Genomic DNA, 23,775 nt, shown 5'->3' with positions numbered 1-23,775 from the left:
AAGAACTGTGGACTGTGAACAGATACCAGACGGCCTGCTGACCGCCTGGCACAGCTTGGCTTACAGCTGGGTCACGCGAATCCGTGCCGGCTGCACTTCGATCACCCCGCCCGCGCCTGCGGTTTGCGCGTCACCTCCATGCCATTGCTCCAGCAATACGGCAAGACGCTGCCGCGCATGGGTCAGATAGCGCTCTCGTACGGGGCCAAAGCCACGCACTGCGTCAGGCAGGTTTGCGAGTGAAACGGCGAGTTCCAGATTGTCATTGCTCAGTTGGTCAAGTAGCTCGTCGAGGACGGACTCGTAATCGGCCAGCCATTGCAGTTCGACTTTGCGTTCGTGGGTACGAGCAAAAGGGTCGAGCCAGGTGTTGCGCAGAAACTTGAGTCCGGCCAGCACCTTGAAGCCCGTCATCATCCAGGGCCCGTAACTGCTTTTTTTCGGTGCCAGACCATCGACCACCTTGTGCAGCAGTGGGGGGGCGAGGTGAAACCGCAGACTGTAATCACCTTCGAAACCCGCTTGAACCTTCTTCAGGAAATCGCCGTTGCTATACAACCGCGCGACTTCATATTCGTCCTTGATCGCCAGGACCTTGAAGTAATGACGAGCCACTGCTTCGGTCAGTACGCCGGGTTTGCCCGTCAGCGCAGTTTCGGCCTGAATGAAGCGCTTCACGCCCTTACGATAGCGGCTGGCGTAAGCGCCATTCTGATAGTTCGTGAGGTAATCGACGCGACGCTCGATGCGTTGTTCGAGGGTTTGCACCACTTCACGATCTGTTCCCTGCACCTTGAGTTTTTCCAGCCGTGAAACCAGGCGCGGCATATCCACTGCAGCGCGCCGGCCCCAGAGGAAAGCCATGCGATTGAATTCCACCGCCGTGCCGTTGAGTTCGATGGCTTGCATCAACGCTGGTTCTCCCACAGGGAGCCAGCCTTTCTGATAGGCGAAGCCGAGCATGAAGGTGTTGGTCGCGATGGAGTCGCCCAGCAAGGCGGTAGCCAGCTCACTGGCATCGACGAACACCGTGCCCTGTGCGCCCACGGCCTCGCTGATTTGCCGGGACATGTCGGATGTACGAAACACCGGATCGGGATGACTGAACAGGTCGCCGCTTTCAGCCTGTCTGGCGAAGCTGCGCACGAATGCGCTGGTCACGCTCTGTTCGGAGTTGATCAGCGCGTGGGTCACTCCCTGACGCAGTTTGACCAGCGTTTCGGCGTTGGCGCTCACCACCAGATCGCAGCCGAGCAGCAAGTCGGCTTCGCCCTCGGCAATCCGCGGCGCATAGAGTTGCTCCTGACGTTGGGCAATGCGGATGTGCGACCAGACTGCGCCACCTTTCTGCGCCATGCCGGCCATGTCCAGATTCAGCACGCCTTTGCCCTCGATGAACGCTGCCATCCCAAGCAACGCTCCGATGGTGACGACACCTGTGCCGCCAACCCCCGTTACCAGAATGCTGTAGGGCTGATCGAGCGGCTGAGACAGCGGGGCAGGGAGTACCCACTGCTCTTCGGCGCTGCTGGCGAGCGCCTTGGGTTTGCGCGGCTTTGCGCCTTCTACGGTGACGAAGCTCGGGCAAAAGCCTGAGAGGCAGGTGAAATCCTTGTTGCAGGACGATTGGTCTATTTCCCGCTTGCGACCGAACTCGGTCTCTACCGGCACCACAGACATGCAATTGGATTGGCTGCTGCAGTCGCCGCAGCCTTCGCATACCGATTCGTTGATGATCACTCGACGCGCCGGATCGGCGAACTTGCCGCGCTTGCGCCGACGACGTTTTTCGGCAGCGCAGGTCTGGTCGTAGATCAGGGCGGACACGCCAGGGTATTCACGAAGCTGTTGCTGGATTTCATCCATGCGTTCGCGGTGGTAGACGGGCACATCCGCGGCCAGGTCGGTAATGTCCTCGTAGCGCTCGATTTCGTCGGTCACGACGACGATTCGCTGCACACCCTCGGCGGCGAGTTGACGGCTGATCCGGGACACACTCAAGGTGCCGTCGACAGGCTGCCCGCCGGTCATGGCCACTGCGTCGTTATAGAGAATCTTGTAGGTAATCGGCACTTTCGCCGCGACTGCTGCACGAATCGCCAGCAGTCCCGAATGGAAATAAGTGCCGTCGCCCAAATTGGCGAATACATGTGGGGTACGGGTAAACGGCGCCTGGCCGATCCATGCGGCACCTTCGCCGCCCATCTGGCTGAAGGTCTGGGTCTGCGGATAGATCCACGCGGCCATGTAATGACAGCCGATGCCAGCCAGCGCGCGGCTGCCTTCGGGGACCTTGGTCGAGGTGTTATGCGGGCAGCCAGAGCAGTAATGGGGCACACGCTCCATCAGGTTGGCGGGGGCGCTGCAATTTGCCAGTTGCGCGTCCAGTACCGCCAGCCGCACCTGCAGCGGGCCGCTCTGGTGAACACGCAATATGCGTCGCGCCAGGGCGCGAGCGATCTGCGATGGCGTCAGCTCGCCCACGGCGGGAAGCAACCAACCGGTATGTGGCAGGCTCCATTCGCCTTTGTCGTCGAATTTGCCAACGATGCGCGGCCGAACGTCTTCGCGCCAGTTGTAAAGTTCTTCCTTGAGCTGGTACTCCAGCAAGTGACGCTTTTCCTCCACCACGATGATCTCTTCCAGTCCTTCGGCGAAGTGCCGCACACCCTCGGCGTCCAGCGGCCAGATCATCCCTACCTTGTAGACCCGCAGCCCGATCTGTTGGGCGAGCGCATCGTCGATACCCAGCATCTTCAGCGCCTGACACACGTCCAGATAGGACTTGCCGGAGGTGATGATGCCGATCCTGGGTTTCTCGGCGTCCATGACCACCTGGTCGAGCCGGTTGGCACGCGCGTAGGCCAGCGCTGCATACAGCTTGTGTTCCAGCAGGCGTTTTTCCTGGGCCAGTGGCGGGTCGGGCCAGCGAATATTCAAACCGCCCTCGGGCAGGGGAATGTCCGGAATGACCGGCTGCACTCGGTCCGGGTCAAGGTCGACAATGGCGGCGCTTTCTACGGTATCGGCTACCGCCTTCAACGCCACCCAGCAACCGGAGTATCGCGACATGGCCCAGCCGTGAAGTCCGTAGTCCAGATACTCCTGCACGCCGGAAGGCGCCAGCACCGGCATCATTACCGCCTTGAACACGTGCTCGGTCTGATGAGGCAGAGACGAGCTGCGCGCTCCATGATCGTCGCCAGCCACCGCGAGCACCCCGCCGAATCGGGAGGTCCCTGCAGCGTTGGCATGGCGGAACACATCGCCGCAGCGATCCACTCCCGGCCCCTTGCCGTACCACATGCCGAACACACCATCGTAGGTCGCGCCTTCGAAAATGCTCACCTGCTGGGTGCCCCAGACCGAGGTCGCCGCCAGGTCTTCGTTGACGCCCGGATTGAAGACAGTGTGGTGCGCCTTCAGGTGATCGCGAGCCTTCCACAATGCCTGATCGAAGCCACCCAGAGGGGAGCCGCGGTAACCGGAAATGAAGCCGGCGGTGTTCAGGCCCTTGGCGAGATCGCGCTGGCGCTGCATCAGGGGCAAGCGGACCAGCGCCTGAACGCCTGTCAGCAGAACCTTGCCGGTGAGCTGAACGTATTTGTCTTCCAAGGACGGTGTTGCGGACATGGCGTTCTCCGGTCTTGTTATCTGCCTGCCGTCGAGGGCAGAGCTGTTATGGCGCCGAGTCTGGCAACGGGGACGCGGATCGTAAAATCACAAAATTGCGCCGGCGCTATTTGAAAAATCGATACCTGAAGCCAGGCACCTAACGTAGCGCATTAAAATATGAGACACAATCACGAAATCTGTTCTACTATTTCGCTCGAATCGATTGCTGACTACAACAACAAGAGGAGTCCGATCCATGCGAGCTGCTGTCATTCATGAACGCAATGCCCCACCGGTCGTCGAGGAATTTCCCGAACCACAACCCCAGGAAGGTTGCGTGCTGATCGATATGGACACTGCCGGGCTGGGTGGCTGGGATGTCCTTGGCGCTTACCGACTGGGCGTCAGCTACCCCTGTGTCATTCGAGGCGAGGGCGTCGGTCGCACCGTGGATGGCAAGCGCGTGTACTTCGGAGAACGTTCGGTGCAGCCATTCGGCGCCTGGGCCGAACGCACCCTGGTGCCGACCGAAGAGGTCTGGAACGTGCCGGACGACGTAGATGACAAGACTGCGATCAGCATGGGCATCGCAGCGACAGGTGCGGTCGTGCCTCTGGAGCTGGCGAACATTCAAAAAGGCGAAAAAGTATTGATCCTGGGCGCGACCGGAACCCTGGGGTTGATTGCCTTGCAACTGGCACGGCTTCTGGGTGCCGGGCGCGTCGTGGGTGCTGCCCGGTCCGCTGAAGCCTTGGCGGGGCTCAAGTCCCGAGGGTTCGCCGATGAAGTAGTACGCCTTGGCGGAGACGATGACAGTGCTGCCTTGAAAGACGCGGCGGACGGTGGCTTCGACGTGGTTCTGGATCTGGTGTGCGGTCAGCCGCTGCTGTCGTCGCTGAAAGCTACCAACCGTGGTGCGCGGATCATGACGATCGGCACCGGTGCCGGGCGCAAGATCGAACTGGATATCGCCGACCTGCTGTTTCGAAACCTATCCTGTATCGGCACCGGTCAACGACCTCCGACGGACCGCCGACAAATCTGGGAGCGTCTGCTGCGCACTGCGCGGGAACAGCAGATTCACGTCGATTACGCTGACTACACCCTGGAGCAGGCAGGTCAGGCCTGGGCCGATCAGGTCTCAGGTCCGCACGCCAAGATCACTGCGCGGATTCGCGGTTGACCGATGGCGCGAACCAGCGACGTCTCCCTGCGTCAGTTGCGCTACTTCGTGGCCGCAGCCGACGCGGGTCAGTTCTCTCAGGCAGCATTGAGGGTTCACGTGTCGCAATCGGCGGTGACCGCTGCGGTGCTGCAACTCGAAGAGGTTCTGGGGGTAAGTCTGTTCGATCGGCTGCCTCATGGCGTCGCGCTGACAGCTGAAGGGCACAAGTTCGTGCAGCATTCGCGGCATATTCTGGAGACGCTGCAAGACGCCTTGAGTGAACCGCTGTTCCTGAGCCATGCCATTGCCGGGAGCGTGCGGGTCGGAGCGTCGTATACGGTGCTCGGCTATTTTCTGCCGTCGTTGCTGGCAAGGTTCAAGCGCAGCTATCCGCAGATTGAAGTCGATCTGCTGGACCTGGACCGCGTGAACATTGAAAGCGCTGTTGCCCAGGGCGACCTCGATCTGGGATTGACCATCGTCTCCAACACCCAACACCTGCACGTTTTCGAACACCGCGTGCTGATCCGTTCACCCAGGCGGCTTTGGCTTTCCAACCAGCACCCCTTGGCGAGCGAGGCCTTACCCCGTCTGGACGATGTCGCGGAGCATGCGTACATCCTCGCCACGGTGGATGAGGGGCAGGTGTCCACCGAGCGTTACTGGCAGGAAAAAGGCCTGACGCCCCGGGTCGCATTTCGCACCTCATCGATGGAAGCGCTGCGCGGGTTGGTGGCCCATGGATTCGGGGTGACGATTCTATCCGACATGCTCTACCGGGCCTGGTCGCTGGAGGGCAAGAAAATCGATATCCGCCCGCTGGCCGACGCCATTCCGCCCATGGAGCTCGGGTTGATCTGGCACCCCCAGAAAAGCCTGAGCGAGCCGGCGCAGGCCTTCCGGCAATTTTTGATCATGGCCTGCACCGGTTGACCGTGAACATCCTTGCTCGATCACTGCCCGGCGCTGCAATGCCGGGTATCAACCGTGAACCTGGATCATTACAACAAGAAGGAGAAGACCATGCTCATCGATGTTCATGCACATTTGCTCACCAAGGGAATGCTCAACCAGCACGAGTTCTGGGGGCCATTCATGAAGACTCAGGGCCTGACCGTGGGGCATTTCTCCCTGGGCACCAAACAGCCCGCCAAAGCCGCCACGGACGAAGAAGCCGAGGCCAATCTGCTTGCCAGGATGACCCATGCCAGCCGGCGGGCACTCATGGCCGAGCGGGGCGTCGACAAGCTGGTGTTGTCGACGCCATCCCACGCGTTCATGTATTGGGCTGGCGAGTTCGGCTCCGAATACGCGCGAATCTGCAATGACGAGATCGCAGCGTTCTGTCGCGCCGATCCAGAGCATTTCGATTTCTGGTGCCACGCCAACATTGCCGAGCCCGAGACCGCAGCTCGGGAAATCGACCGTGCGGTCAGGGTCCTGGGTGCCAAGGGCGTCTGCGTGGGAGGCGCCAATTTCAACGGGCTAGAAGCCCACGACGAGAAACTGTTTCCAGTCTGGGAAAAACTGTCCGAGCTTGATGTGCCGATCATGGTGCACGGATACAACCAGTCGATCTGGCTGGGCGAGCGTCATACGCAGGACAAGTTCGAGACCAGTTCGATCGTCGGCGATTGCGTGGATGAGACCCTGTTCTTCTGGTACTTGATCAACGGCGGTGCGCTGGACGTGTTCCCCAAGCTCAAAACCTACATCACTCATGCGGGCGGTATGGCGGTGTTTCAGCTCGGGCGGATGAGCGAGCTCAATCGGGCCATGGCACCGGACTCAAGGAATAAACGTCCGCTGATGGACTACATGGACAACTTCTACTTTGACCTGGACGTCCATGCCCCGGCACTGCGTCGCGCCGTGGCAGAAGTGGTGGGCAGCCACCGACTGCTTTACGGCACCAACTTCGGCGGCGCATACGATCATGGCGACCTGACAGAGGGCCTTGGGCTGAGCCAGCAAGAGCGTGAACGCATTCGCAGCAGCAACGCGATAGAGCTACTGAAATTGAGCGTGCCCGCCCCGGTGATCCAGGCGTAAATGCGCTAATGCGAGCCGCGCCGGGCGCGGCTCGTTCCTCATCAGGTCTTATTGCCGATCGGCATTGCGTGCCTTGATCATGGCGGCGAAGTCACGCTTGAGCTGAGGGAAGTAGGCGATCTGTCCGCCCATCCCCCCGGCGATATCGATCGAGGCCGCACTTATAAAACTCGCGTACTCGCTGGCCAGAAACAGCGCCATTCCGGCGACATCCTCAGGCTTGCCATAGCGTCCTAGAGGGACGACCTTCATCACCATTGCGTCGAATTCCTCGCGGCTCACGCCCGGGCCCATTTCCTTGTAATGACGGTCCCATTGGCCGGTGTCGATCCAGCCCATGTTCAGGCTGTTCACCAGAATGTTGTCCTTGGGCAGCGACATGCCGAGGGTTTTCGACAGCGCGATGCAGGACGCCCGGTTGATCACCGACGGGATGCCGTCCGGTGTCGGGATCGCGCCAGCCAGCGCATTTATTTCGATGATTCGTCCCCATCGCTGTTCACGCATATGCGGGACGACCGCCTGGACGAAACGAAAATGGCCCATCTGCAACACATTGGCGTGCTCGAGAATGGCTTCCGGTGTGAGGCTGTCCAGATTGCCGCCGCGTCCCTGACCGGCGTTATTGACCAGCACATCGACCCCGCCCCACGCCTTCACCACCTCTGACACGAATGCCTGCACCGCAGCCGTATCGGTGACATCCACAGCCCTTGCGATGACGGCTTGCGCCTGCGCCGCGAGAACCTGGCCCGCTTCATTAACCGCTTGTTCGCTGCGGGCGCAGATCGCGACGCGGGCGCCCTCGGCGGCGAAGGCTTTAGCGATTGCCAGGCCGATGCCTCTTGAACCACCGGTGACGATGACGCGTTTGGCGCTTAGGTCGATATTCATCAAATTCTCTCTTTTTGTAGTGGTGTGTCGCATTTCGCCTCGAAGGGCAGGCTAGAGCTTGTCTGGCTGAAGCGATTAACTGTTCTTGCAGCGGAAATGCCTGGATACATCCGTATCAAAACTTTAATTGAACATTAATAACTATTGTGTGCAGTATTGCGTCTGCAGCGGCACTGTGCAAGACAGGGAAAGGGGAAGCTGAACGATTTTGTAGATTCTGTATAGAGAATGTGAATCTTTATGTGGAATTTCGAGATCAGATCATTTACCTTGAGTTTCAGCTGACGAGGTAGCGGTAAACAGAGGGGATGCAAACCTCAGTGGCCAATCGTCCGGCCTGAGATGGAAAAGCGATCTATCCTCCGGGGAAGAGCGCGAAGCAGCAGGTCTGGACGCACATAAACGACTGAAAATAAAAATAAAAGGTAGTTTGTATGAAAGAGATGACCAACCGGGGTCGCTGCGCGCTGACCCATGGTGCTATCACGCTGTTGGTGCTGGGATGCGGACAGTCTGCGTTGGCCGCTTCCTTTGACCTGCCGAACCCTGACTACCGGCTGCGCTGGGACAATACGCTGCGCTACAACCTGGGCATGCGTACCGATGGGCAGAACGGTCGCATCATGAACACCCCCAACTACGATGAGTCCGACGGGAAGTTCGATCGGGGCGATGTTGTGACAAATCGCCTGGATGTGTTAACCGAAATCGACTTTTCTTACCTGAACGACTGGGGCGCCCGTCTGAGCGCGGCCGGATGGTACGACCAGGCTTATCACGACGACGACGTCAAAAGTAACGTCGCCGGCTACGCCACCAGCTATCAAAACGATCATTACAGCGGCGAAGTGAAGCGCTATGTGCGCGGGCCGTCCGGCGAGATCCTCGACGCCTTTGTCTGGCGCAACTTCAACATTGGCGACACCCCGGTCAACGTAAAGGCAGGCCGTCACACCAACTACTGGGGTGAAGGACTGTTGTTTGGTGCTCATGCGGTTTCGTATTCCCAAGCGCCGAGCGACGGCGTGAAGGCTGCGACCAGTCCGGGTATCGAAACCAAGGAAGTGTTCCTGCCGGTTGGCCAGATTTCTGCCAAGGCTCAGGTCTCGGATCGGTTGTCGGTGGCGGGGCAGTATTTCTACGAGTGGGAGCCCACTCGCATTCCTTATGGCGGCACCTATTTTGGCGCCGCAGACCCCCTGTTCGAAGGGCCGGATCGCCTGCCGCTGGCAGCCAATGGCGCGGTGTTCCAGCGTCAGAATTCGCGCTTCGGTCGTGATGGACACAACTGGGGTGTGATGGCCAAGCTCAACGTAGAAGAGCTGGAATCGACGTTCGGCGCTTATTACCGTGAGTTCGACGACTACCAGCCTTGGCTCGCTCCCCAGGTTAAAGCAGCCTCAGGTCTGTACCGGGTGGTTTATCCACGCGGGGTCAAACTGGCCGGTCTGAGCTTCTCCCGGGTGATCGATACAGTGGCGGTCGGCAGTGAACTGTCCTACCGCATGAATGGCGCACTCAATGCCACTGGCGTCAGCACCGTGGACAACGAAGGCCCACGCGGCGACACCTTGCACTTCATCGCTAACGCCGTGTATGGCGTGCCGCGTAACTTCATTTCCGATAACGGCACGCTGGTAGGCGAATTCGCTTACAGCCATCTGCTGCGCGTGACCGAACACGATGAGTTGTACAAAGGTGTCGGCAACGCCGCCTGTACCAATGCCCGCACGCCGACCATCGCAGGTTCGGGTAGTGAATCGGACGGTTGCTCGTCGAAAAACTACTACGCGGTAGCTGTCAACTACACCCCGCAATACCTCTCTATCTTCCCGTCGTGGGACCTGGATGTGCCGCTGACCGTCAACTACGGCTTGCATGGCAACGCCCCGACAGCAGGTGGTGGTAACGAAGGCGCGCTGTCCTATTCGGTCGGCGTGAAATTCACCTACGCGCAACTGTATGAGTTTGGCCTGCGTTATGCAGACACCGACGCGCGCTCGAAAAACCTGGCCAATGGCACGGTCGCCGGTAACGGTAACGTCGGCGGCACCGACCGTGGCTGGCTCGCTTTCACGTTCAAGACCTCATTCTGACAAGTCCAATAAGAATCGGAGTAAGTGTGTATGAAACGACAACTTGCCTTATCCCTTGTGCTGACGGGGTTCGCCACATGCAGCATGGCTGCGGTTCCCGCCAATGAAGCCGCGGAAATCGGTAAGACCCTGACGCCGTTCGGTGCCATTGCGGCGGGCAACGCCGATGGCAGCATTCCTGCCTATACCGGTGGCTTGACCAGCATTCCGGCAGGTTTCAAACCGGACAGTGGCTTCTGGGTAGATCCCTTCAAGGACGAAAAGCCATTGTTTCGAATCGACTCGAAAAACGTCGACAAGTACGCCGACAAACTGAGCGAAGGCCAGAAGACGCTGCTGAAGAAATACCCCGATTACTACCTGGATATCTACCCGACTCACCGCACCACTGCCTATCCAAAAGCGGTGCTGGACGCAACTACGCGCAATGCAACTGCTTGTCAGATCCAGAAAGACGGCCTGGCGGTCGATCCCGCCTGCCGAGGCGGTCTTCCGTTCCCGATTCCCAAGACCGGCAATGAGGTGATGTGGAACCAGCAGGTTCGATACAAGATCGGCACGGGTTACTCGACCACGTCTTCATCCAACAGCTGGGTGGTCGACGCCAACGGATCGATTACCAAGACCGCAGAGCAGGCCACGTTCGAGGAAACGCCGTACTACCAGGTCAACCAGGCGGACCGCGACCCGTTGATGTATGCCCGGGTGTTCTCACGCAATGACTACCCGGCTCGCCGCTCCGGGGAAGTGGTGATGCTTCAGGACTTTCTCGATCCGGGGTCCAAGGCCCGCCGTTCCTATAGTTATTCCCCAGGCCAGCGCCGGGTAAAACTGGCCCCTGAATTCAACTTCGACACACCGGTGGCCAGCCAGGGCGGCGTTACCCTGTTCGACGAACTGCAGATGTTTTCCGGTAGCCAGGACCGCTTCGATTACAAGCTGGTCGGCCGCAAGGAAATGTACATCCCATACAACGCTTACAAGTTCTACTTCACCGCAAAACAGGACGATCAATTCAAGCCGCATTTTGCCAATCCGGAGAATGAGCGTTGGGAGCTGCATAGGGTCTGGGTGGTCGAAGCCACGCTCAAGCCAGGCATGCGCCATGTCTATGGCAAGCGCACCTACTACCTCGATGAAGACACTTATGGCGTAGGTCTGTACGACGCGTGGGACAAGAGCGGCACGTTGTATCGCGCGATCTTCCTGAGTGGAGTTCAGCTCTACGACAAGACTATCCCGTACAACGTCAAGAACGTCGTCTATGACTTCAACAAAGGCATGTACGCGTTGCTCAACGACGGTCTGAAAGGCGGTTACAAGTTCGTCGACAAGCCGCTGAACGAGCGCGACATGAACATGGAAGCCGTGGTTGCTCGGGTCACGCAGCGCTGAGAAGCAGACGGTTCTGCCATGAAAGCCAGCCCGGGTGCGGTGCACTCTCCCGGGCCTGCCGATCGAACCGTTGAGCAATGCCATCGGACGACCATTCAAGGTCGTCCGCATGAGGACAAGAATAATGATCAGCCGTGAACCTCATAACAATCGCAACCTGTCGCTGGCCGGAGCAAAACCGGCGCGCACCTGTTTCACCGCTGTTCGAACCTGCCTGATGACAGCCTGTTTGATGGCGGTCATGCACTCGGTATTCGCGGCTTCGACCAGCACGGTCAGCGAGGTACTGGATACAGCGGCGCAGTCGGTCGACGAGCGTTTGTCGGTGCCAGTGCTGTCAGTGGCCAGAGTGGGCGATGCGCTCATTGCAGTCGGGCCCCATGGAGTCATACAGCGCTCCACTGACGGTGGCCAGAGCTGGAAGCAAATGCCGAGTCCTGTCTCCACCGATCTGGTGCAAGTGCGCTTCGTCGATGATCGCAATGGCTGGATCGTTGGTCATGATTCGCTGGTGATGCACAGCAGTGATGGCGGCCAGAACTGGAAGGTCCAGCTGGACGGCCGCAGCTTGCTCAAGCTGCTGAACGACTACTACCAACCGCTTGCCGACAAGGGCAATGACGAAGCCGCCAGGGTGCTCAATGAAACCGCTACCGCCAGTAGCAGTAGCGCAACGCCGGGAGTCCTCGCAGCGCCTTTGCTCGATGTGCTGTTCGATCCGCAGGGCAATGGCTTCGTGGTCGGTGCTTTTGGCATGGTGCTGCACAGCACTGACAACGGCGCTCATTGGCAACCCTGGGTGGAGCGAAGCGACAACGACCGGCGCATGCACCTCTATGGCCTCGCGCAACGCAACGGCGTTTTTTACATCAGCGGTGAACAGGGTCTGCTGCTCAAGCAGGACGTCGCCGCGGAACGATTCACCCATGTCGAGCTGCCGTATGCCGGCACTCTGTTCGGCGTGACAGCGCTGGACGATCTGCTGCTGGTTCATGGTTTGCGCGGCAATTTGTACGCCAGTCGTGACGACGGTCAGCAATGGCAGAAGATCGAGACCGGTATCACCTCAAGCCTGGTGAGCATCGTCAAGCAGGGCGATCGATGGCTGGTGGTCGGGCAGGGCGGTGAACTCGCGAGCCTCGATCGCAACGCACTCACAGTTGGCAAGTTGCGCGCCGCCAAGGGCGGTGAGGTCTACGGCGCCAGCGACAGCGGCAAACCAGGGGCGCTGGTGGTGTCGCGCTTTTCGGGCGCTGGGGTCCTGGATATCGCCACCGCCGAGTGAGTCTGGCAACGCATTGCAATGGCAACGACAGCTGTCTGGCTGGCAAGCATCTTCAACGGGAACGCAGCGATGGTAGAGCAAAAGTACAACAGCGGAATGCCGGTGATCGCAGATCTCAAGGACTTCGACATGAAGTCCGGCGGGCTGCTGGAACGGGTCATCTTCAATAACCGTATTCCGGTCATCATCGCCTGCGTGCTGGCGACACTGATTCTCGGGTTCTTTGCGACCCGACTGCAGGTCAACGCCAGCTTTGAAAAAATGATTCCCAGCGCCAGCCCCTATATCAAGAACTACCTGACCTATAAGAGCGAACTCCCAGGCCTTGGCAACACGATCCGGATCGTCGTCGAGAACAAGACCGGCGACATCTACGACCCTGAGTATCTCCAGGCGCTGCAGAAGGTCAACGACACGCTGTTCCTGATTCCCGGCGTCGATCGTTCATGGATGAAATCCCTGTGGATGCCCATCGTTCGCTGGAAAGAAGTCACCGAGGAAGGCATCGAAGGCGGTGCCGTGATGCCGGCCGACTACAATGGCAGCGCGGCCTCCATCGACAAGCTGCGCCAGAACATTGCGCGGGCGAACATCATTGGCAACCTGGTGGCCAACAACAGCCAGTCGAGCATGATCGTCGCCCCTTTGCTCGAGACCAACCCGCAGACTGGCGGGCCGTTGAATTACGGCGAATTCTCGACGCAGCTTGAGAGCCAGATCCGCTCGCTGCAAAGCGACAAGATCGGCATTCACATCGTCGGGTTCAGCAAGCTGGTCGGTGACCTGATCGATGGCCTGTACGCGGTGATGATGTTCTTTGGTGTGTCGGTGGTCATCGCTGCACTGTTTGTCTATCTCTACACCCGCTGCCTGCGCAGTACGCTGTTGCTGGTGGGCGTAGCGATCGCCGGGGTGATCTGGCTGCTGGGCCTGATGGAATTGCTGGGGTATTCGCTGGACCCGTATTCGATTCTGGTGCCATTCCTGATCTTCGCCATCGGCCTGTCACACGGCACGCAGAAGATGAACGGCATTCTTCAGGACATCGGTCGTGGCACCCACAAATACATCGCCGCGCGTTATACCTTCCGCCGCCTGTTCCTGACCGGCCTGACCGCGCTGTTGACCAACATCGTCGGCTTTGCAGTGCTGGTCATCATCGATATTCCGGTGATTCGTGACCTGGCGCTGACCACCAGCATCGGCGTCGCGGTGCTGATCTTCACCAAATTGCTGCTGATCCCCGTTGCGCTGTCCTACCTGGGCGTCAGCCAACGCGCCGCGCGCATCGCCATTGAGAAAGACCGCGCCGGTGAAGCGAACAAAGGTGTGCTGGGCAGAATCTGGCGCGGGCTCGACCGCTTCACCGAGCGTCGCTGGGCGACCCTGGTCATCGCGGTATCGCTGCTGGTCACGGCAGGTGGCAGCGCGGTGATGATGCATCTGAAGGTGGGTGACCTCGACCCGGGGGCGCCGGAGCTGCGACCGGATTCACGCTACAACCAGGACAGCGCCTTCATTTCGAAAAACTATGGGCTCTCCAACGACCAGTTCGTGGTGATCATGACCACGCCCGAGGACAGTTGTCGCCTTTACCCGGCCCTGCAGGCCATGGATCGCCTGGCCTGGCGTTTGCGGCAGACTCCAGGAGTGCAAACCACAAGCTCGTTGCCTGAGGCCGTGCGCTTCATCACCTCGGGCATGGCCGAAGGCAGTGGCAAATGGCTCACCATCAGCCGTGACCAGGCGATTACCAACGCCTCTGTGGACGCGGCGATGATTTCGCAGCCTGGCATCACCAACCAGAAGTGCTCGGTAACGCCGCTGATTGCCTATCTGGCGGATCACAAGGCAGACACCCTCAACCGGGTGCTCACCGTGGCGCAGGAATTCGCCGCTCAGAGCAAAGCGTCCGGCGTTGCCGATCAGCCGCTGTTTCTGCTGGCGGCGGGCAATGCGGGCATCGAGGCAGCGACCAATATCGAAGTCGAGAAAGGCATCGTCACCATGTATTTCGCGGTGTATGGCGCCACGGCGCTGCTGTGCCTTCTGACCTTCCGCAGTTGGCGGGCAACGCTGGTGGCGCTGATTCCGCTGGTGATGACCACGATCATCTGCAAGGCCCTGATGGTCTGGCTGGGCATCGGCCTGAAAGTCGCGACGTTGCCGGTGATCGCCGTCGGAGTAGGGGTCGGTGTCGACTACGCGCTGTATCTGTTGAGCGTTCAACTGGCGGTTCAACAGCGCGGTGGTTCGCTGGCCACGGCCTATCGCCGTTCGCTTGACTTCACCGGCCGCGTGGTCGCGTTGATCGGCCTGACCATGGCGGCGGGCGTCATTACCTGGGCCTGGTCGCCGATCAAGTTCCAGGCGGACATGGGCATCCTTCTGACCTTCATGTTCCTGTGGAACATGCTGGGTGCGCTGGTCCTGATTCCAGCACTGTCCCATTACCTGCTCAATCCCGGAGCCGGCAACGACGCCGAGCTCCAGCAGAGCGATGCCTTCGACGCTGCACAGCCGCTATTGCCCAAGGACCGTCCCAGGGCATCTTCAACCGCTGTCGTCGCTCACTGAGGCACCGTTGCCGCCACGAGGCTGACGCAGCCAATCCATAAAAAAACCGCTGCATGGCCAGCGGGTACAGCAAGAAGCACAAGGGGAAAGGGTATGTTTGAGTTGTTGATGAGTGCCGACATGATGGTGCCGGACCCGGATGCCATGACCGAAAAACTGGTCGACAAGCTGGGTATCTACAAGCACGAGCGCTGGCGTCAGGCGTTCGACAACCATCCTTACATTGCGCACTTTCTGCGGGTGCACAAGTCGCTGGCGGTGTCACCGACCCGTGTCGAGCCGCAATGGCACCTGGACAAGCCAAACCCCGGCGACCCGCTGTTCCATGATTTTCTGGAAAGCCTGAAAGAGTTTCAGGGCCATCATCGACCGATGATCACCCACTCCATTGTCCTGGCGACCCACGGCGACAAGTTCAATGCGCTGGTGGAGAAGCTGATGCGCAGGCGCTTGCCGTTTCGCATGGCCCAGCGTACCGACGAGATGCCGTTCGACCGTTTGTGGCTGGGTGTCACGCCGGAAAGACCGTACTACGAGCCGTCGGTGGACGGTGGCCTGTGCATTGAAATCATGCCCATGGAACCCTTGCAGATGCCACCCGAGACCTTCGCCGAGCCGCCTGTGCAGCCACGGGATCTCAAACCGGGCGACATGGTGCGGGTCACTGCGCGAGGCTATCTGGTACGCGATCTGGATGACACTCTGCGTCGCTGTTCCGCCAATCTGGACTGGGAGCCGAGTGGCCCGATCCAGACCCTGCATGACGAAGGTTACCGCCGCGCCCGCATGGGCTTCACCCTCGCCAACAGTGCGACCCTAGACATCATCGAGGCGACCCGTTGGGACGGTGAGGCCGGGCTGTATCTCAACAGTTGGGGACCAGGTCCGTATTACATTCGCATCGGCGTAAACGGTCTGGAAGCCAAGGCTGAAGACCTGCGCGCTCGGGGAACGGCGTTCAAGTGGATCGAGTCCAGCGAAGCGGTCGGTGGCAAGCCGCTGATCCGCATCGATCCGAAGGAACTGGACGGCCAGTTGTTCGAGTTCGAGGAGTGCTGAGATGACCGCCGAGCCTTCGCAGCAAGCAGTCAGGACTGTCATCAACGAAGCGGTATCGATCGAGCGGGAGGAGGCGGTGGGTTGGCTGGTGCTGACCCGGCCCGGACAAATCAACGCGATCAACGATCAGATTCGTCAGGGCGCCCCTCAAGGCCTCCGCCAACTTGAGGCCGACCCGCAGATCCGCGTCATCGTGATTCGTGGTGAAGGCGCACGCGGGTTCTGTGCCGGCGCCGATATCAAGGAAAGGCGTGGTGAGGAAACCGCGCTGCAAGTGCGCCAACGCCTGGAAGGCTCGCGCTGGATCGGTAGCCTGGACGGCATAGCCAAGCCGGTCATCGCCGCAATCCATGGATACTGCATGGGGGGTGGACTGGAATTGGCGCTGGCCTGCGACATCCGTTTCGCCGCGCCCGACGCTGTGTTTGCGTTGCCTGAAACCGGGTTGGGGCTGATACCCGGTGGCGGCGGCACACAGCGTCTTTCACGGGTCGTCGCGCCGGGCAGGGCTCTGGACATGCTGCTGACTGGCGACCGCATGAGCGCCCAGGAAGCCCGGGAGATCGGGCTGGTCAGTCGTCTTGCCGGTGACTCAGCGACTTTGCATGCCGAAGTGCTCGCTTTCGCTCAACGTATTGCCGCCAAGCCGCCCGCAGCGTCGGCCTCGGTCAAGCGCGCGGCGCGGGCGGCCCTCGAACTGGACCTCAAGCAAGGGCTGGATCTGGAGCTGGACCTGTTCGCACTGCTGGCGCCGAGCAAGGATGCCCGGGAAGCGGCAATGGCGTTCGCCGAACGCCGGGAACCGCGTTTTACCGGTGAATGAAAAGCTGATCAATGACAGGAAAGAAGATCATGAGCACAGCAAGACTGGCAGAGCGGGTCGCCATCGTTACCGGTGGTGGCAACGGATTGGGCGCTGAATGCGCGCGGGTATTGGCCAGCCAGGGCGCCCATGTGGTGGTCGTGGATATCGACAGCGATGCCGCACGCGAGGTCGCCGTTTCGGTGACCGCATCGGGCGTGCAGTCGTTGGCCGTCGCTTGCGATGTCTCCTCGGAGGAGCAAGTCAAGGACATGGTCGAGCAGGTCAAGTCGCGCTTCGGCCGCATCGACATTCTGCATAACAACGCAGCAGTGCTCAGCGTGGATCAGCGCCAGCGCGACCGCGACATCTGCAATCTCGATATGCAGGCTTGGGATCGTGCCATTGCCGTCAATCTGCGAGGCGCGGTGCTGTGCTCCAAGTACGCAATCGCGGTGATGCTGGAGCGTAAGGCCGGTTCGGTGATCTTCGCCACTTCGGGGCTGGGGATGCAGGGCGACATGTCCCTGACCGGCTATGCCTGTTCCAAGGCTGCGCTGATGATGCTGCCGCGCAGCATTGCCGCGCAGTACGGCAAGCAGGGCATCCGTGCCAACGCCGTGCAGATAGGCCTGGCCCCGGCAGACAACGCCCACGGCTCGATGCCGCCCGAACTGCTGGACATCATTCGCGACAACCACCTGACCCCGGAGCTGGGTACGCCTCGTCAGATCGCCGATGTGGTGGCGTTCCTGGCCAGCGATGAATCGTCGTTCATCACCGGCACCACGCTGGTGGCCGACGGTGGCTTCAGCAGCCATACCCCGTCATTGGTGGCGATGCGTGCGCTGTTCGAAAAAATGGGCCGTTCGGGGATGTAACGCCTGCTCCACTCTTCTTGCCTTCCTGCCCACGCACCGGCACGACCCGGTGCGGTCTCGGCGTGTGGGCCACTGATGCAGGTTGAAAAGGATTCGAGATGAATAGTGCAGCGCAGAAATCCGAATACGATGTGGTGATTGTCGGTGGTGGCCATAACGGTCTGTCGGCGGGTTGTTATCTGGCGGGTGAAGGCAAGTCGGTGCTGGTGCTCGAGGCACTGGACAAAGTCGGTGGCATGGCGTCCTCCGGTTACCTGATTCCCGAAGCGCCGAACCATCTGGTGCACCCATGCGCCGCCGACCTGCTGTCGCTGCGGGCCCATTCAGTGGTCGAGGAATTGCAGCTGGAGCGCCACGGTTTCAAACAGGTAGAGCTCAAACCCGCTTATGTCTATCTGCACCCGGACGGCACCTCGCTGGTGTTCTGGCGTGATCCGAAGAAGACCGCAGAAGAAATTCGCAAATTCTCCCCGCAGGACGCCGATGCCTACGTCAAGTTCGTCGAAGTGATCTTCGCCTTGCTGGACGTGGTCCACCCCATGATGCGAGTCGACCCGGCGCAAAAGAATCTTGGCGTGAAATTCAAGGCATTCCGCACGCTGCGCAAACACAAGGCAATCAAGCCGGACATCGTCGCACTCGCCACTGGCTCGGCCTACGGAGCAGCTGTCGAGCGCTTCGTGCATCCGGTCACGATTTCTGCGCTGACCTGTCTGACCGGTGCCGCAGGGCCGGTGAAAGCCGATGGAAGCGGTTTGTACTTCGCGGTATTGGGCTTCCTTCATCGCTTCGGCATCGGGCGGCCGATCGGCGGCATGCAGACGATCCCGAACGCGATGCTGTCGCGTTTCAAGGAGCTGGGTGGCGAGGTGCGCACAGAGGCTCCAGTGGCCGAGATCATCTCCCGTGAAGGCAAGGCAACTGGCGTGCGTCTGCAAAGCGGCGAGGTGATCAAGGCACGTGCCGTGGTCGCCAGTTGTCATCCCAAGGTGGCACTGGACATGGTCACGGCCGGTGAGCTGGAAAGGAAATGGCTGACGCGCATAGCCATGGCGCCCGCCAACGCCCACGGCGGTTCACCCTTGAAAGTCGACATCGCCCTGAGCGGGCAAATCAGCGTGCCGCTGCACCAGTCCAGACGGGCTGACGGGCTCAACCTGCGCGGCCCTGTGCTGTTGGTGGGAACGGCAGAAGCGGTGATCGAAAACTTCGAGTCCGCTGCCCGCGGTGAAGTCCCCAAACTGCCGTGGATGTGGATCGCGACGCCAAGCGCTATCGATGAATCACAGACGCCGCAAGGGCAGGACATCGTTTATCTCTATCCGCCGGCCATGCCAGTCAATCCACGTGAGGGCTGGGATGCCATTCGCGAACAGGCGGTGCGCCAGACCATCGAGTTCGCCAGCCAGTACGTTCCCGAAATCGCCAGTATGGAAATAGGTCGTCGAGTGGAAACCGCTCCTGAATTGGCGAAACGGCTCAACGCTCACAATGGCTGCGTACTGCACATCGACACTTCGATTTTCCGTTCCAGCACCATGCGGCCCGCGGCCGGGTTGGGCGGCGAGACGCTGCCCATCGCAGGACTGTTTTTCGGGGGGGCGGGCATCCATCCAGGCGGCGGCGTGACCGGCATGCCGGGCAAGATCGCCGCCGGAAGGGTCAAGCGCTTTCTCAAGTGAGGTATGCGTCAGGCGCCTGGCTGGCCGGGCGCCGCGATGCTCGCCAGTACGAAGTCGGCCGAATGCTGGCGCCACACTCGCAGGCCTTCTTCTGAGTAGGTATCAAGCCCCGTCAAGGCTGATGTGGAATAACGATTGGTGAACCAGCCCGTGGTCACCAGTGCGGCGGTGGCCAGGAACAGACGGGCGTCGATACCTTTCCTGAAAACGCCGCTTTGCGAACCGCGCAGCAGGAGGGCATCAAGCTTGTGCACCAATCGCGGCGCCTGTTCCAGAAAGTGATTGCGCGGGGTGTGGTGCGCATCATGGTAGCGGATGCCTTCCAGCGCCAGTGAACCCATCAGCGGGTCTAGCGCGTACTGATCGAAGAAGTGATTCAGCACCCTTCGTAGCCCTTGGGCGGGTGCCAGATGCTCGACTTCCAGCCCCAAAAGTTCCGACATGATGCTGTCAGAGGCTTCGTCGAGCACGGCGACGAACAGGCCTTCCTTGGTGCCGTAGTAGTGATGGATCAGCTGTTTGGTCACGCCCGCTTCCTGGGCGATGTCCTCGATACGTGCGCCCGCCAGCCCGCTGTCCGAAAACGCCTGACGGGCCGAGGCCAGAATCCGCTTCAAGGTATTGAGTTTGCCGACCTCGGGCTGTTCGGGGCTTTTCACCGGTGTCTCCTTGTGGGCTGTTTTTTATTGCGCAGCAGGCCATTGCAACGCTGAGGGACACACTGCCGCCGTACCGCGAAACAAGCAATCCCTGTACGCGTCTTCTGCACCACGACGTTTCGTTTTACCCCACGTACAACGAATTGAACACGCCCGGAACAGCTCGGTGGATACCATCCATGGAGCGCGACATTCACTCGATACCCCCTACAAGAACGACAATAAAAAGGTGTGAAGCATGAGCAGCGAAAATACCGTCCTTGAAGCCGACAGTACCGTTCTGAACCTCGAATCCGCTTACTCGGCCGTCTCCGACATGTACAAGGGAGCGGACCTGGACATCCACGCGCTGTGTCGGGAAATGCGCCACCAGTCGCCCGTCCATGAAGGCGACTTCGTTGCCCGCTTCGGCGTACCTACCAATGCCGGCATGCAGGCCGGAACCCGGCCGACGTTCGCCTTGTTCAAGTATCAGGATGTGATGGCGGTGCTGCGCGACGGCGCCAGTTTCACCAGCGGTTTCATCGCCGAAGGTCTGGGGGCTTTTTTCGACGGTCTGATCATTCTGGCAATGGACGGTGAGCAGCACCGCAAGGTACGCGCGTTGCTTCAACCGGCGTTCATGCCGGAAACCGTGAACAAATGGCGCGGCAAGATCGATCGGGTGATCCGCGAGGATTTCCTGATCCCCATGATTGGCGACAAGCGCGCCGACCTGATGGACTTCGGGCTGAATTTCCCGATCCGCGAAATGTACGCGTTGATGGGCTTCCCCGAGGACGACCCGCAAACCTATCGACAATACGCGGCCTGGGCGCTGGCAATGGTGGGGGGCAATCAGATCGACCCGGCCAAGGCGCCCGAGGCGCGGCGTCTGGCGGGGATTGCGGTCAAATCCCTGTATGACGAGATCCTCAAGGTGGTGATCCAGCGCCGCGCCACCGGCAGTGACGGCGACGACCTGATTGGCCGCTTGCTGCGTGCCGAGCACGAAGGGCGTCAGCTTGACGATCACGAGGTCACGACGTTCGTCAGATCGCTGTTGCCAGCGGCTGGCGAAACCACCTCACGCACGTTCAGCTCCGTGCTCACCTTGCTGCTGACCACCAAGGGCCTGCTGGACCGGGTGCGCAACGACCGCACCCTGATCGGCAAGCTGATCGACGAAACCGTGCGCTATGAACCCGTTGCCACCTTCAAGGTGCGCGAAGCCGCCAAGGATGTGGAAATCCGTGGCGTGAAGATTCCCAAGGGCGCATTTGTGCAATGCATGGTCGTGTCGGCCAACCGCGACGAAGAGGCATTCGAGAACCCGGATGCATTCGACATCGATCGCAAACCCAAGCCGTCTTTCGGGTTCGGCTTCGGCCCGCACATGTGCATCGGACAGTTCGTCGCCAAGGTCGAGCTCAACTGCGCGATCAACGCGATCCTCGATCTTTTTCCCAACGTACGTCTGGACCCTTCCAAACCCGCTCCGGTGATCAGTGGCGCACAACTGCGTGGGGCGTCGAGCCTGTCGGTGATCTGGGACTGATACGGCCAGGTCATCGGTTTGCCTTTCAGCAAAGAATTTCAACAACAAAAAGAGGGATCACACAGCATGAAAACCTTCAAGACCATCCCTGAACGCGGCGATTTCGGCTTCCAGCAACTGGTAGGCCCGCACAAGGTAACGGGCCCTGCCATGGCCGGCGAGCGAGGATTCTTCGGCCTGCAGCTGAGCAAAAGCGCGCCCTTCGGTTCAGTGCGCGACGAGGAGGGCAACATCTACTCGTTCGTGCGCTCGATCATGGCCCCGACCGGCACGCCGAACCCGACCAAATTTTTCTTCATGACCACCCTGGTCGACGGTAAAAACCTGCGCATGGACCAGACGAGAATCGCCCGGCAGGCGCTGACACCCAAACCTGTGCAAGTGGTCGAAGGCGATACAGTGCGCTGGAGCAGCCAGCCCGGTGAACCTGGCAACGGCTGGGAGATCACCGCGTCGAGTGAGCGCATCACCTACCGCGAAGACGGGCTGTTCAACTTGGAAGGACGCCTACTTGCACCGGGCTTGCAGTGGTATCTGCCGGGCGTGGAGTGGGGAACGTTCTATGTCTCTCAGGTGTGGGACATCGCCGGCGTGTGTGATGGCAAACCGGTCAAGGGCGCGATGGCGCTGGATCAGTTCTATATGGCCGAAGGCGGCGCGATTCACTTCAAGAAAGACCTGGTGGTGAACAACAACAAACACGTGATCTGGTGGACGTTCGCCACGGTCTACAAGGACGGCACCTGGGATACCGGTTCGTTCATGGTCGGCCACGACCATCTCGGTTACGCGATTTTTGCCAACGAAAAGGGTGAAGTGCGCGTGACCACTGACATCGAAGGGCTGGTCAAGCACAAGGAAGGCAGCTACTTCGTCGATACCGCGCGGATCGTGCTGGATGGCCAGGAAGAGTGGGAGTTTTTACCGGATCCGAAGGGCGAAATGATTGATTTCGTCGGTGGGTTCCCGGTCACCGCACAGCAGGAAGGACGCTGGCGCCGGGTCGGCGATACCCGTGAGCCGGACCGCTGGCTGGCATGGGGTGAATCCGATCGTCGCAACGGCCCGTCGCGCAATGTGAAGGGTTCGCAAATCTGACCCCGGCGAGGCCGCCCTTGTCCCTTTTTCTGTAGCAGTGCGGCTTGCCGGCGGGGACGCTGAATGGCGTCTCCAGCGGCATGCCGGACCTCTGGAACCAAGGGGGCAGGAGCGGTTCATGGCGCGGATACAACACAACAATAAAAAGAGGTCTGGGCAATGAGATTCCAAGACAAAGTGGTTCTGGTGACCGGTGCTGGTCGTGGCATGGGGCGGGCCATTGCGCTGGCCTTTGCAGGTGAAGGTGCGAAGGTGGTGGTCAGCGCGCGCACCGAGAGCCGAGGGCTGGAAACGGTTGCGCTGATCGAGGCTGCCGGTGGTTCTGCGTGCCTGGTGGGCGGCGATGTAGCGGATCGCGCCGCCGTCAAGGGGATGATCGAAGGCGGCGTCGATGCCTTCGGAGCGCTGGATATTCTGGTGCACTGCGCTGCCGACACCAGCAGCGGCCTGATTGTCGAGATGGCCGACGAAACCTTCGATCACATCGTACGCAGCAATGTGCAGGCGCTGTTCTGGCTGGCCAAAGATGCCACGCCGCATCTCTCCAGAGCCGCCGACAAGGGGCGCCTGATCTACATCTCATCAGGCGAGGCCAACCGCAAGTACACGCCTCGCCTGATCCCCTATGGCTCTACCAAGGCCTTCATGAACGCTTTCGCCCGAGGCCTGGCCGTGGAGCTCGGTGCGCTGAATGTGCTGGTCAACGTGGTCGAGCCCGGCCTGATCGGCACCGATCACATGCACGAAACCCTCGGTCATGAGCTGCCGGACACGCTGGCGGCGAACTTCCCGGTGCCACGGGTCGGGAGGCCTGAAGAGATCGCAGCGGCGGTGATGTTTCTCGCCTCCAACGAGGCGTCATACATCACCGGCACCTCCTTGCTGGTGGACGGCGGCGCGACCATGGTAGCGCTGCCCAAGATCGATGCCTCACTGAAAAACGCCCATTAACTTTCGATGCGGCAGACACTGATTCAT

General features: G+C 60.2%; 17 protein-coding genes. 14 read left to right on the top strand and 3 right to left on the bottom strand.

The features are described from left to right. Positions 1 to 60: 60 nt before the first annotated feature. A complete protein-coding gene (locus tag BLS87_RS05735; protein ID WP_074750937.1) occupies positions 61 to 3,633 on the bottom strand; it encodes an indolepyruvate ferredoxin oxidoreductase family protein in 3,573 nt (1,190 codons plus the stop codon). Between the two features lie 238 nt (positions 3,634 to 3,871). On the opposite strand from BLS87_RS05735, the gene BLS87_RS05730 reads away from it, so the two are divergent. The 3 genes from BLS87_RS05730 (at position 3,872) to BLS87_RS05720 (ending at position 6,832) form a co-directional block, all read left to right on the top strand. Continuing rightward, a complete protein-coding gene (locus BLS87_RS05730) occupies positions 3,872 to 4,798 on the top strand; it encodes a quinone oxidoreductase family protein (RefSeq protein ID WP_074750935.1) in 927 nt (308 codons plus the stop codon). 3 nt (positions 4,799 to 4,801) lie between these two features. Beyond that, on the top strand, positions 4,802 to 5,713 hold the full coding sequence (locus BLS87_RS05725) for a LysR substrate-binding domain-containing protein (protein WP_074750933.1): 912 nt from the start codon (positions 4,802 to 4,804) through the stop codon (positions 5,711 to 5,713). 90 nt (positions 5,714 to 5,803) lie between these two features. After that, entirely contained in the window at positions 5,804 to 6,832 is a 1,029-nt protein-coding gene (locus tag BLS87_RS05720; protein ID WP_074750931.1) for an amidohydrolase family protein, read from the top strand. Positions 6,833 to 6,880: 48 nt separating this feature from the next. Here BLS87_RS05720 and BLS87_RS05715 read toward each other — a convergent pair whose 3' ends face one another. Beyond that, positions 6,881 to 7,726 (bottom strand): SDR family oxidoreductase, encoded by an 846-nt coding sequence (locus tag BLS87_RS05715; RefSeq protein ID WP_074750929.1) that lies wholly within the window; start codon positions 7,724 to 7,726, stop codon positions 6,881 to 6,883. A gap of 434 nt (positions 7,727 to 8,160) precedes the next feature. Between BLS87_RS05715 and BLS87_RS05710 the strand changes: the two genes are divergently transcribed. The 8 genes from BLS87_RS05710 to BLS87_RS05675 all read left to right on the top strand — a co-directional run bounded on the left by BLS87_RS05710 (position 8,161) and on the right by BLS87_RS05675 (position 19,503). After that, positions 8,161 to 9,822 carry a DUF1302 domain-containing protein gene (locus tag BLS87_RS05710; protein WP_074750927.1) on the top strand — a complete coding sequence of 554 codons (1,662 nt, stop codon included), beginning with the start codon at positions 8,161 to 8,163 and terminating at the stop codon, positions 9,820 to 9,822. Positions 9,823 to 9,852: 30 nt separating this feature from the next. Then, entirely contained in the window at positions 9,853 to 11,217 is a 1,365-nt protein-coding gene (locus BLS87_RS05705) for a DUF1329 domain-containing protein (protein WP_074750925.1), read from the top strand. A 124-nt stretch (positions 11,218 to 11,341) separates the two neighbouring features. After that, a complete protein-coding gene (locus BLS87_RS05700) occupies positions 11,342 to 12,502 on the top strand; it encodes a WD40/YVTN/BNR-like repeat-containing protein (protein WP_074750923.1) in 1,161 nt (386 codons plus the stop codon). Positions 12,503 to 12,571: 69 nt separating this feature from the next. After that, on the top strand, positions 12,572 to 15,079 hold the full coding sequence (locus tag BLS87_RS05695) for an efflux RND transporter permease subunit (protein WP_074750921.1): 2,508 nt from the start codon (positions 12,572 to 12,574) through the stop codon (positions 15,077 to 15,079). 93 nt (positions 15,080 to 15,172) lie between these two features. After that, complete coding sequence (locus tag BLS87_RS05690) at positions 15,173 to 16,138, top strand: VOC family protein (protein ID WP_074750919.1); 966 nt, start codon at positions 15,173 to 15,175, stop codon at positions 16,136 to 16,138. Position 16,139: 1 nt separating this feature from the next. Beyond that, positions 16,140 to 16,961, top strand: coding sequence for an enoyl-CoA hydratase/isomerase family protein (locus tag BLS87_RS05685; RefSeq protein ID WP_074750917.1), 822 nt, complete (start codon positions 16,140 to 16,142; stop codon positions 16,959 to 16,961). Between the two features lie 29 nt (positions 16,962 to 16,990). Continuing rightward, positions 16,991 to 17,821 (top strand): SDR family NAD(P)-dependent oxidoreductase, encoded by an 831-nt coding sequence (locus BLS87_RS05680; protein WP_074750915.1) that lies wholly within the window; start codon positions 16,991 to 16,993, stop codon positions 17,819 to 17,821. 98 nt (positions 17,822 to 17,919) lie between these two features. Then, positions 17,920 to 19,503, top strand: a complete 1,584-nt coding sequence (locus tag BLS87_RS05675; RefSeq protein ID WP_074750913.1) for a phytoene desaturase family protein — start codon at positions 17,920 to 17,922, stop codon at positions 19,501 to 19,503. 8 nt (positions 19,504 to 19,511) lie between these two features. Here the strand turns inward: BLS87_RS05675 and BLS87_RS05670 are convergent, their stop codons facing one another. Continuing rightward, positions 19,512 to 20,162: a TetR/AcrR family transcriptional regulator gene (locus BLS87_RS05670; protein WP_074750911.1), complete on the bottom strand. Its 651-nt coding sequence runs from the start codon at positions 20,160 to 20,162 to the stop codon at positions 19,512 to 19,514. A gap of 238 nt (positions 20,163 to 20,400) precedes the next feature. On the opposite strand from BLS87_RS05670, the gene BLS87_RS05665 reads away from it, so the two are divergent. The 3 genes from BLS87_RS05665 (at position 20,401) to BLS87_RS05655 (ending at position 23,748) form a co-directional block, all read left to right on the top strand. After that, the gene (locus tag BLS87_RS05665; RefSeq protein ID WP_074750909.1) at positions 20,401 to 21,699 is read left to right on the top strand and encodes a cytochrome P450; all 1,299 of its coding nucleotides are present in this window, start codon (positions 20,401 to 20,403) and stop codon (positions 21,697 to 21,699) included. Between the two features lie 66 nt (positions 21,700 to 21,765). Further along, complete coding sequence (locus tag BLS87_RS05660) at positions 21,766 to 22,797, top strand: hypothetical protein (RefSeq protein ID WP_074750907.1); 1,032 nt, start codon at positions 21,766 to 21,768, stop codon at positions 22,795 to 22,797. Positions 22,798 to 22,956: 159 nt separating this feature from the next. Further along, the gene (locus BLS87_RS05655; RefSeq protein WP_074750905.1) at positions 22,957 to 23,748 is read left to right on the top strand and encodes an SDR family NAD(P)-dependent oxidoreductase; all 792 of its coding nucleotides are present in this window, start codon (positions 22,957 to 22,959) and stop codon (positions 23,746 to 23,748) included. Positions 23,749 to 23,775 lie beyond the last annotated feature (27 nt).

This window comes from Pseudomonas abietaniphila (genome assembly GCF_900100795.1).
GTDB lineage: Bacteria > Pseudomonadota > Gammaproteobacteria > Pseudomonadales > Pseudomonadaceae > Aquipseudomonas > Aquipseudomonas abietaniphila.
This window is presented reverse-complemented; position numbering and strand designations above follow the sequence as displayed.

Bases quoted from the DNA above. Each gene is read 5' to 3' on its own strand.
- BLS87_RS05735 (WP_074750937.1), bottom strand. From the start codon at position 3,633: ATGTCCGCAACACCGTCCTTGGAAGACAAATACGTTCAGCTCACCGGC.
- BLS87_RS05675 (WP_074750913.1), top strand. From the start codon at position 17,920: ATGAATAGTGCAGCGCAGAAATCCGAATACGATGTGGTGATTGTCGGT.
- BLS87_RS05700 (WP_074750923.1), top strand. From the start codon at position 11,342: ATGATCAGCCGTGAACCTCATAACAATCGCAACCTGTCGCTGGCCGGA.
- BLS87_RS05710 (WP_074750927.1), top strand. From the start codon at position 8,161: ATGAAAGAGATGACCAACCGGGGTCGCTGCGCGCTGACCCATGGTGCT.
- BLS87_RS05715 (WP_074750929.1), bottom strand. From the start codon at position 7,726: ATGAATATCGACCTAAGCGCCAAACGCGTCATCGTCACCGGTGGTTCA.
- BLS87_RS05685 (WP_074750917.1), top strand. From the start codon at position 16,140: ATGACCGCCGAGCCTTCGCAGCAAGCAGTCAGGACTGTCATCAACGAA.
- BLS87_RS05665 (WP_074750909.1), top strand. From the start codon at position 20,401: ATGAGCAGCGAAAATACCGTCCTTGAAGCCGACAGTACCGTTCTGAAC.
- BLS87_RS05695 (WP_074750921.1), top strand. From the start codon at position 12,572: ATGGTAGAGCAAAAGTACAACAGCGGAATGCCGGTGATCGCAGATCTC.
- BLS87_RS05660 (WP_074750907.1), top strand. From the start codon at position 21,766: ATGAAAACCTTCAAGACCATCCCTGAACGCGGCGATTTCGGCTTCCAG.
- BLS87_RS05655 (WP_074750905.1), top strand. From the start codon at position 22,957: ATGAGATTCCAAGACAAAGTGGTTCTGGTGACCGGTGCTGGTCGTGGC.
- BLS87_RS05725 (WP_074750933.1), top strand. From the start codon at position 4,802: ATGGCGCGAACCAGCGACGTCTCCCTGCGTCAGTTGCGCTACTTCGTG.
- BLS87_RS05720 (WP_074750931.1), top strand. From the start codon at position 5,804: ATGCTCATCGATGTTCATGCACATTTGCTCACCAAGGGAATGCTCAAC.
- BLS87_RS05690 (WP_074750919.1), top strand. From the start codon at position 15,173: ATGTTTGAGTTGTTGATGAGTGCCGACATGATGGTGCCGGACCCGGAT.
- BLS87_RS05680 (WP_074750915.1), top strand. From the start codon at position 16,991: ATGAGCACAGCAAGACTGGCAGAGCGGGTCGCCATCGTTACCGGTGGT.
- BLS87_RS05730 (WP_074750935.1), top strand. From the start codon at position 3,872: ATGCGAGCTGCTGTCATTCATGAACGCAATGCCCCACCGGTCGTCGAG.
- BLS87_RS05705 (WP_074750925.1), top strand. From the start codon at position 9,853: ATGAAACGACAACTTGCCTTATCCCTTGTGCTGACGGGGTTCGCCACA.